Origin of the sequence: Streptomyces sp. BE20 (genome assembly GCF_036322525.1) — a bacterium.
Classification (GTDB): domain Bacteria; phylum Actinomycetota; class Actinomycetes; order Streptomycetales; family Streptomycetaceae; genus Kitasatospora.
In genome coordinates, this window is sequence record NZ_JAQYWW010000749.1 from 1 (window position 1) to 8,793 (window position 8,793).

8 protein-coding genes are annotated in these 8,793 nt (G+C 71.8%); 3 read left to right on the forward strand and 5 right to left on the reverse strand.

Annotated elements, in window-relative coordinates; translation table 11 throughout:
- The coding region (locus PUR61_RS16205; protein ID WP_329876626.1) for a transposase at positions 1-178 on the forward strand (178 nt) is incomplete at its 5' end.
- Between the two features lie 841 nt (positions 179-1,019).
- Here the strand turns inward: PUR61_RS16205 and PUR61_RS16210 are convergent.
- The 4 genes from PUR61_RS16210 to PUR61_RS16225 form a co-directional block, all read right to left on the reverse strand.
- The gene (locus PUR61_RS16210) at positions 1,020-1,967 is read right to left on the reverse strand and encodes a hypothetical protein (RefSeq protein WP_329879549.1); all 948 of its coding nucleotides are present in this window, start codon (positions 1,965-1,967) and stop codon (positions 1,020-1,022) included.
- 82 nt (positions 1,968-2,049) lie between these two features.
- Positions 2,050-2,487, reverse strand: a complete 438-nt coding sequence (locus PUR61_RS16215; RefSeq protein ID WP_329879550.1) for a peptidase inhibitor family I36 protein — start codon at positions 2,485-2,487, stop codon at positions 2,050-2,052.
- A 550-nt stretch (positions 2,488-3,037) separates the two neighbouring features.
- Positions 3,038-3,256 carry a hypothetical protein gene (locus PUR61_RS16220; protein ID WP_329879551.1) on the reverse strand — a complete coding sequence of 73 codons (219 nt, stop codon included), beginning with the start codon at positions 3,254-3,256 and terminating at the stop codon, positions 3,038-3,040.
- 500 nt (positions 3,257-3,756) lie between these two features.
- Positions 3,757-5,109, reverse strand: a complete 1,353-nt coding sequence (locus PUR61_RS16225) for a hypothetical protein (RefSeq protein WP_329879552.1) — start codon at positions 5,107-5,109, stop codon at positions 3,757-3,759.
- 468 nt (positions 5,110-5,577) lie between these two features.
- Between PUR61_RS16225 and PUR61_RS16230 the strand changes: the two genes are divergently transcribed.
- Positions 5,578-7,116, forward strand: coding sequence for an AMP-binding protein (locus tag PUR61_RS16230; RefSeq protein ID WP_329879553.1), 1,539 nt, complete (start codon positions 5,578-5,580; stop codon positions 7,114-7,116).
- 60 nt (positions 7,117-7,176) lie between these two features.
- On the opposite strand, the gene PUR61_RS16235 is transcribed toward PUR61_RS16230, so the two are convergent.
- Positions 7,177-7,515 carry a nuclear transport factor 2 family protein gene (locus PUR61_RS16235; protein WP_329879554.1) on the reverse strand — a complete coding sequence of 113 codons (339 nt, stop codon included), beginning with the start codon at positions 7,513-7,515 and terminating at the stop codon, positions 7,177-7,179.
- A 411-nt stretch (positions 7,516-7,926) separates the two neighbouring features.
- Between PUR61_RS16235 and PUR61_RS16240 the strand changes: the two genes are divergently transcribed.
- A complete protein-coding gene (locus tag PUR61_RS16240; RefSeq protein WP_329879555.1) occupies positions 7,927-8,403 on the forward strand; it encodes a hypothetical protein in 477 nt (158 codons plus the stop codon).
- Positions 8,404-8,793: the final 390 nt, after the last annotated feature.

Here is an 8,793-nt window from a genome sequence, read left to right on the forward strand (position 1 = left end):
CCGAGGCGTCGAGTCCTCCCAGCGCCTCGGCCGCCACCGTTGGGTGATCGAGCGCACCGTCGCCTGGCTCGGCGGCTTCCGCCGGCTGCACCGCCGCTACGAACGCAAGGCCGACCACTTCGCCGCCTTCGCCAGCATCGCAGCCGCCCTCATCTGCACCCGACGACTATCCAAATGAGATGTCTTCTAAGACCACCCCCGAGCCCACTCCGACCACCCCGAGCCGATCCGGGCCGCCCCCGCCGGACTGAGCCCCGCCCCGTGGACCGAACAAGAGAACTGGCACGCGAGCCCCCTGGTTCGCCCCTACGTCGACCGCGCGGCTTGGCTCGCCGAGCTGGACGAGCAGCGCCAGTACGAGCGGCGCGAGGCCCTGCGGGCGGTCGCCGAGAAGCTGCCGGACACCGGGTACAGCTTCCCGGGTGCGCACACCCTCGCCGGGGCGGTGGCGTGATGACCCTCGCTACTGCCGAGAAACCCACATGCGGCGCCCCTCGCCCCGGGCAGTACGACGGAGCCCCGTGCGGCCGTGACCCGTTCCACGGAGACGACCACGAGAACGCCCACGGCGAGACGTGGCCCCGCCTCGCTCCGGTGCGCTGCGCCCGCTGCAAGGGTCCGGCCCCCACCCCGGTCCCGATCGGCCACCAGGAAGCCGCTAGCAGCCCCGGGTACACCCTGTGGGCGTGCTCGCTGAACTGCCCCGAGTAGAACCCCCTCGCCCCGTTCGGGACCGATCCCGGGCGGGGCACTCTCGGCCCTGCCGTAGAACCCCTGACAACACCTTTCCGGAGACCCTGAAGGCAATGAGTTCTGCCTGTTCAAGGCCCGCATCAAGCCGCTCTGACGCTTGTCCGGGGCTCATCGGTCACGCCGCGGTCGGCGGTGCCCCCGCAGCCGCGGCGTGATCCGGGGTTGTCCGGAACCGGCACGCACCGCCTTGGTGCAGAGAAGCTGTCGCACGACGGCACGAGGCGGTTGACGGAACGACGGGGACGCCCGTGCGGCGGATCCCGCGCTCAGCTGCCGCGAAGCCCGGCGATCTGCTGCGCGAGCTGGGCTGCCTGCGCGTCACGCTCGGCCTTGAGCGCCGCGAACGCCTGTGGCTGCTGGGCGATCGCGGCCGTCTGGTAGTCGGCTTCGACGGCGAACCAGATCCCGACCAGGTTGGTGCGCGCCTTGCACTCCACATCGGTCTGCGCCATGCGGATCTCCGCGGCGTCCGGCTCGGGTTGCTTCACGGACGGCAGATCCCCTCCGGCCTCGACCGGGTTCGGCGCACTGAACCCGTCGGCGCGCATGCACTCCGACCAGCGCCCGAAGACCTCCTTCACCCGCGGATCGGTCATCGAGCGGGAGAAACTCTCGGCCTTGGTCTGTGCCGCGAGCTGGGACGCGCCGCTGCCCGAGCCCTGTCCACCGGGCTGGAGCGACTGGAGATCGGTGTTCACCTTGCCCTGACAGCCTCCGGCCGGCACCGCCTGGCCGTTCGAGCTGGTCAGCGGCTTGCCGGTGGCGTCCCGGCCGAGAAGCAGCGCGTTTTCCGCCGGGGAGAGCGTGGCCCGCGGAGTAGCGGTGTCACGTTTGGGCAGGTGATAGCCCCAGATGCTGACGCTCGCCGGATCGGTCAGGCCGTAGCGACGGAACAGGAGGGAGTCGGAGGCCGAGACGACCGGACCCGGCGTCATCGGCAGGTCGACGCCGTACTGCTTCATGCAGATGGCGACCTTCTTGGTGTTCAGCCACTTCAGTTCGGCCGCCTGCTGGGGCGTCAGCATGTAGTCCGCGATCGGCAACCGGAGTTCGGCGACCTGCGAGGGCCCGGGCGTGGGAGTCGCCACCACTGCGGGCGGGGACGCCGGGGCGGGCGGCGGCGCGGCCTGGCCGGCGGAGCAGCCGCCTACCGCCAGGACGATCAGCACCGGGGCCAGGAGTCGCCCTCTGTGGACTCTCGCTGCGGCAGTCACGGCCGTTCTCCTTCGGGTTCGCGAGGTGGCCTGCCCACCGGTGTTCGTGCCGGCGGGCAGGCCCTGGTCACGGGACGGACCGTCAGACGGTGGGGCAGAAGGCGCGCGAGGCGTCGTCGAGGGCCATCGACGCCTCGTTGTTCCTGAGCAGCGGGGTGAGGTTGCCGCCCCGGTTGGGGCTCAGCCAGTTCTCGTCGCCCATGTAGTTGGGGTAGACCCAGATGCCGACGTTGCAGGCGCTCGCGTTCTCGGCGGAGGCGGCGTTGTTCCGCACGGGGTTGCCGTCGGTGAAGTTCCCGCTGATCGTGGGAGTGGCGATGACGTGGCTGGTCCAGAAGCCGCCGCCACGGTTGGGGCCGTACCAGAGGCAGTAGTAGCCGCCCTGCGAGGCGCAGGTGTACGAGTTCCAGCTGTCGATGTTGACGAAGCTGGCGTCGGCCTGGCCGCCCAGGCCGCCGAACGCGAGCGCGGCGGTCGCGCCGACGACGGCGAGGCGTGATGCTGTCTTCTTCACGGGCATGTCGAGTTCTCCTCCGTAGGGCAGATCGAGTGGTGCGAAATCCGGTCCCCGAACTCGAGAGGGCAGGTGGAAGCGGCCCCCTCGGCGGGAAACGGTAGATCCTCTTCCGCACCGGCGTCTGCACGGTTTGCAGCCAATCCCGTGGCCGATCCACCGGCTCCCACACCCCCGCCACGCGCCCGGCCCCGCGGCGGAAGCGCGGATTCACCGGCCGTTTCCCGGCACCCGCCGGAGCCGGTGACTCCCGGAGGCACGGGTCGAGGCCGGACCGTTCCCTGGGCATGACCGCGGACGGGGCGCTCGGCCCCGGGCCGGGAGATCGGGCCGGCTGGAGTGGTCGCCATGGACCACCGCTCCGGCCCTGGGCCCGTGGTGACGGCCACGTGTCACCCGAGGACCTGCGGGGCTGCCGGGACCGCATCACCGGAGCGGCCCGCCGACCGCGCGAAGTCCCCGCGCGGAGGTACCCGTTCAGCCGGAGCCCGGACGCCATGGTCGTCCGGGTTGCAGGTGCTGCGCGCGAAGCACCCACGACGCCTACTGCCCGTGTCTACGGGAACGGCCGCCGGTCTGCGTGGTCTGCGTGGTCTGCGTGGTCTGCCCGGTCGGCTGCGGCGCGAAGCTCGGCCCGGACACGTTCGGCGTCCCGGTCGCGGACACCTGCGGTGCCGTTCCGCGAGGGGGGCGGGCCGGCCCGGCGTCGGTGGTTGCGTTCCAGCGCCCAGACAACGAGGACGATCCACAGGACGAGTACGGCGAGTCCGGTCATGAGGCATCCTTGTCGGGTCTTGGCTCAGCGGGATGCTTCACGCGCGCCGTGGGAACGCTGTGGGGGCAACGGATCATGGGCCCACCCTGCTGCCGTCACGGCCCGGTGAACAGGTCCAATACGGAGCAGGTGGACCCTTTGAGCGTGCTGGTCGCGCCGCGCCGCCGACGCCGCGGATCCTTCACCGGGTGCTGCCCGCCGGCGCACCGAGGTCCCAGATCGGGGCGTTGCGTGACCGGCCGGCCCGACACTCCCTCGACCTGCTCTTCGGCGACGCCGCCACCACCCGGGGCGACCTCACGATCGGCGAGGTCCCGACGGACGGGCACGATCACCCGGCCCGGTTGTCCGGGAAAACCGGAGTCCACCAAGATCGATACGGCAACGGCTCTCTGGCGTGTATCCACCGGAGTCTCACCCTGCGGCGGCGGGTTTCTCCGTTCATGCGCCGTCCGTTCTGCCCGGAGGTGCCCCAGGACAGTGAGCGGAGGTCGGGCCGCTCACCCCTCCCCGGGCTCCAGGACGACGTCGATCGTCAGAGCGAACCGGGGTCGGGTGGTCCTTCCGGTGCCCTGCGCCGCCTGGAGCGTCCGGTCACTGCTGCTGCCGAGCCACAGGCCCACGACCAGATCGGGAAGGTACTGCTCCATCGGTACCGCTGTGTGCCGGACGGCCGTGTGGCCGACGGTGAACTGCTTGGAGGAGGGGAGTGCTGCGGCGCCCTCGACGGCGGCGAGGAACTTCGCCGGAACCACGAGAACATCACCGGTGCCCCGGATCAGCCAGTAGACGGCGCTGGCGCTGTGCTCCAACAGGTCATGGAGTTGACGGCGTTTGACGGTCCAGGTGTCCTCGCGCCCGGTGCGGCTGCGGCCTGGTGTCAGCGCGGTGGACTTCTTCACCTGGATGAGGTCTCCCGTCCGCATCTGGAGTCGGCCGGGTACGCGTATGTCGACGACGACGCCGATGTCGGCACCGTTGGTCCGTTCCTCCTTCTTGGTCACGGTGCGGTGCCCGACCCGCAGATGCGGGCCGGGCACCGCGGCGAGCCGTGTGAGGGAGGGCAGGGCCGTGAACTCGCGGACGAGGCCGGCGAGCAGTGTGGCGGTCAGATGCTCCTCCTCGGCGGCACCGAGATCACCGATGGAACCGGCGAAGTCGGCAACCGCGCGGCGGGCGGCACCCCGCACGAGTCCCTCCAGGCCGAGGTCGGCGAGCCAGGTGGACGACGGAGCGCCCAGCGGTCGCGGGAAGTCGCTCCGGCGGTCGTCGACCGAGGCGGAGACGATGTCGAGCAGCCGATCCTCCAGCGGCCGTGCGGACTTCATCGCGGCCTGCAGCCCGCCGGCACGTAGCTGGACGCCGAGGACCGGACTGCGGGCACAGCGGCTGACCGCCTGTCGGACGGTGGGGTGCTCGCCGGCGAGCGCGAGGGTGAATGCCACGTCAAGACTCCTCAACTGCCTCCCCCAGAGCAGGAGCCACTCCAGCGAGCGCGCCCACACCGTCGGGCGAGCCCGCCTGTCCACGCGCGTGCGCAGTCCGGACTCCGCCACCGGGTCCTGTTCGCCGGCCAGGAGCGCCAGATCGCACCACAGCCCGGCGAGCCGCTGGTCCACGTCGGAATCGATGCGCAGCGGCAGACGGGAGATCCACAGCGCCTGACCGCGATCGCCCTCGCGCTGCTGATACGCCCGGGTGAGCCCGACGGCGACCGCCGAAGGAACCGGCAGCGCGGCGGCGACCGCCGGGGTGGCCCATACCGCCCAGTGCACGACAGGCGGAGGGCTGTCAGACCGGGACCACGCCGCCATCGGCCGGTGGGCGCACTCGGCCAGCAGGAGATTCTCCACCCAGGCCCGGTGTGAGCCGGCGAATGCGGCGAAGGCGTCCGGGTCGAGCCGAGTGAGCTCTTCGACGTCGGACGGCACGGCACTCAACGCCGCTCGGCAGCAGTCGAAACACGTCGGCACGACAGAGTGATGATCGGGGCAGGACTCCACCCCGCGACTCTACGGCTCCCGCCCCGGGCACCGTGCGGATCCACGTACGGCTCGTCGAACGGTTGGTGAGGAATTCGCTCGACGTCGCGCACGCCCTCGACCCCGGACCCTCCGGAGCTTCAGCAGAGGCAGACGGCTGCCGGTTCTCCCGGCCGGGGGGCTACGAGGCGCGACGCCCGCTCCGGCACAAGAGCCGGGCCGCCACCGCCGCAGATGTGTTTCGGCCCGCTGCCCGGTTCGGGCCCCCGACCCGGTGCTTCGTGCCCAGAATGGAGGGGCCCTGTCGATGCGGTTTCCGACGCATAGGAAGAAGTGCTCATGAGCGACACGGAGTTCATCAGCGCCCCCGCCCTGATTCTGCGGTCCCTGTCCCGGGATCCCGACCGGACGGCCGTCATCACCGCCGACGGCGCCGGGATCACCGCAGGCGAGTTCGCCGCCGCGACCTACCGCCTTGCCCACGAGCTGATCGCCCGCGGCGTCACCCCCGGCTCGACCGTCTCCCTGCTCACCGCCAACACCCCCGAGGCACTCAGCGCCCGCTACGCCGCCGGGATCGCGGGCGCCCGGGTGGTCGGCCTGTACGACGGCATGAGCGCCCCCGTCCTCGCCCGGATCGTCGCCGGCGTCGACACCGCCGTCCTCCTCGTGGACGGTGAACGGCACGCGGACGCGGCGGAACTGCTCGCCGTGGCGGACGTGCCGACCGTCCTCACCCTGGGTCCGGGCCCGGATCCGAAGACGATCGGCGAGGACGTGATCGCTGCCTGCGCCCACCGCCCCGCGCGGCCCCCGGCCGTGCGGATCGGCCCGGACGACCACCTGGGTGTCCGCCATACCGGCGGCACCACCGGTATCCCGAAGGGCATCCTCAGCCTGCACGGTCCCTACCGCAGGATCTTCGACGTTCCGTTCGGCACGGCCGGTACGGCGCCGCGCTTCCTCGCGGCCACCGCCCTCGCCCACCTCGCCGGCGTGCTGAGCGACCTGACGCTCCACCACGGCGGCACGGTCGTCCTCCAGCGCTCCTTCGACGCGGGCGAGGTGCTGGCCGCCGTCGAGCGCGAGCGCATCACCGACCTGTGGGTCCTGCCGCCGCTGCTCCACCGGCTGCTGGACCACCCGGCGATCACCACGACCGACCTTTCCAGCCTGGAACGACTGATGTACGGGGGATGCGTCGCCTCCCCGACGCGCATCCGCGAGGCGTTCGGGGTGTTCGGGCCGATCCTGACGAGCGGATACGGGATGTCCGAGGCGCAGAACATCGCCGTCCTCACCCCGGAGGACCACGACCGGCCCGGGCACGCCGGCCGGCTTCCCGTCGGCCGCCCGCTGCCGGGCGTCGAGGTGGTGATCCGCTCCGCGGGCGGTACCGAGGTGCCGACCGGCGAGCAGGGCGAGATCCACGTCCGCTCGCACTCCCTCATGGCGGGGTACTGGAAGCGGCCCGACCTCACCGCCGAGGTGATGCGCGACGGCTGGCTGAGGACCGGCGACATCGGCTGCCTCGACCAGGACGGGTTCCTCTACCTGACCGACCGCCTCACGGACAAGATCATCGTGACCGGCGGGCACGTCTACCCCTCCGAGGTCGAGGACCTGCTCCTCACCCACCCGGCCGTCGCCCGGTGCGCCGTCCTCGGCGTGCGCGACGCCCAGCAGACGGAGCACGTCCACGCCGTCGTCGTCCCCGTCCCGGGACGGCTCCCGGAACTCGACGACGTCCGCGCGTTCGTCACCGCCCACAAGGGGCGCATCTTCGCCCCCGAGGCCCTGCACCTGGTGCCGGAGATCCCGCTCACCTCGGCGGGCAAGCCGGACCGCAGGCGCCTGCGCGAGGCCCTCGTGCACTGACCCCGGCCGGTCCGCGCCCCCGGCCCCCGGCCCCGCCCCCGGTCCCGGTCCCGGCCTCGTCTACGCCCTGCCCCCGAAGAAGACCTGCACCTCACGGATCAGGCCACCGCGCACCGTGATCGCCTCCATGTTGCGGTACCGGCCGCCGGCGCTGAGCTCGTACTCGTAGTGGACCAGGACCAGTTCCTCGTCGGCGGGCGTGACGTGCAGCAGTCGCTGCTCCCGGAAGCGGTCGGCGGTGGGGAAACACCGCTCGAAGAAGGCGGCCTTGTCGATGTGGTCGTCCTGCGGGCTGGTGAAGGTGAAGTCGTCGGCGTACAGGGGCAGCGCCGCGTCCCGGTCCTGCGACCGGTAGCAGCGGAAGGCCGCCTCGACGACACGTGCGGGGACGGTGCTCACAAGGACCTCCATGGTCGGTTGTGCCGGTTGTGCCGGGTGCGGCGGTTGTGCAGGGTGCAGCGGGCGCGGCGGGTGTGGCCTTCGAGCCGGGTGGGGCCGGGGGAAGGCCCGGGAAGACCCAGCAGACATACCCCGCCCGCCGCCCGGCACGACCGGAGGCCCGGAATGCGTGGGCGTCACGCGAAATTCACAGACCGGGGTCTACTCGCATAGACGGCGGTGGGTCATCCTGATGCCGCACCGTTTCGCACCCAGCTCCCCGTACGCCGAACTTCGCGCGTCCCGCTGCCCGGGCGGTCCCGCCGCCTGCCTGCCGGACCGCTCGCGCGCCGGACCCCGGCCCGGTGCGGGTCCGGTCGGCGGCAGCCGGGGCCCGAGTTCGGCGTCCACCACCCTCACCGGGAGACGCAGATGAAACCACGCACCGCAGCCACCGTCGTAGCCCTGGCCCTCGCGGGCCTCGCCGTGTCGGCGCCCACGGCCGGCGCCAGCGGTACCAAGCTGTCGCAGTCGACGGCCGCCGGCCAGTTCAGGAACGCCGGCATCACCTGGAGCTCCAGCGGCGGATGTACCACCCGGTCCAACTCCACCTGCACCTCGTTCGAACAGATCAACTCGGGCACGGTGAGCACGATCATCACCCTCAAGCAGTCCAGCGGCTGCGCCATCAACATCACGGGCGGGACCGAGGTGGGCCACGCCTCCGGAACCTACAGCCATTACAACGGCTACAAGGTCGACATCTCCCGCAGCTCCTGCATCGACGGCTACATCCAGAACAGCTTCACCTACATCGGCCTCCGGGGCGACGGCTACCCGCAGTGGAAGGCCGCCTCGGGCAACCTGTACTGCAACGAGGGCAACCACTGGGACATCCTGGTCTACTGACCCCGGCACCCGCACCCGCACCGGCCCCACGGCGAGTCGGCGCCGACTCGCCGTGGGGCCCGACCCCCGGGGGAGCCGTTCCGGGCCCGAAGTGCGCCACATCGGTCTCGGCGACCTCGTCAGGCTCCTGGTGGGTGCGGTCGATCCGCGGGTGTGCCCCGGGGACGTGCACGGACTCGCCCACCGAGTCGAGCCGGCGCCTGGCGTCCATGTCGACCGGGTTGGCGTTGGACCGGGCGAGGTCACGCTCGGGGCGGTGGGCAACGACCGCGAGGGGGCCCGCAGGACTCGCGGGCTTCCGGCCGCCTGTGGTTCCTGCGGCCACGGTCCGGCGAGGGTCCTGAGGGGTCCTCGCCTGGTGGGTCGTCAGGATCCTTCGTGTGGGACGTA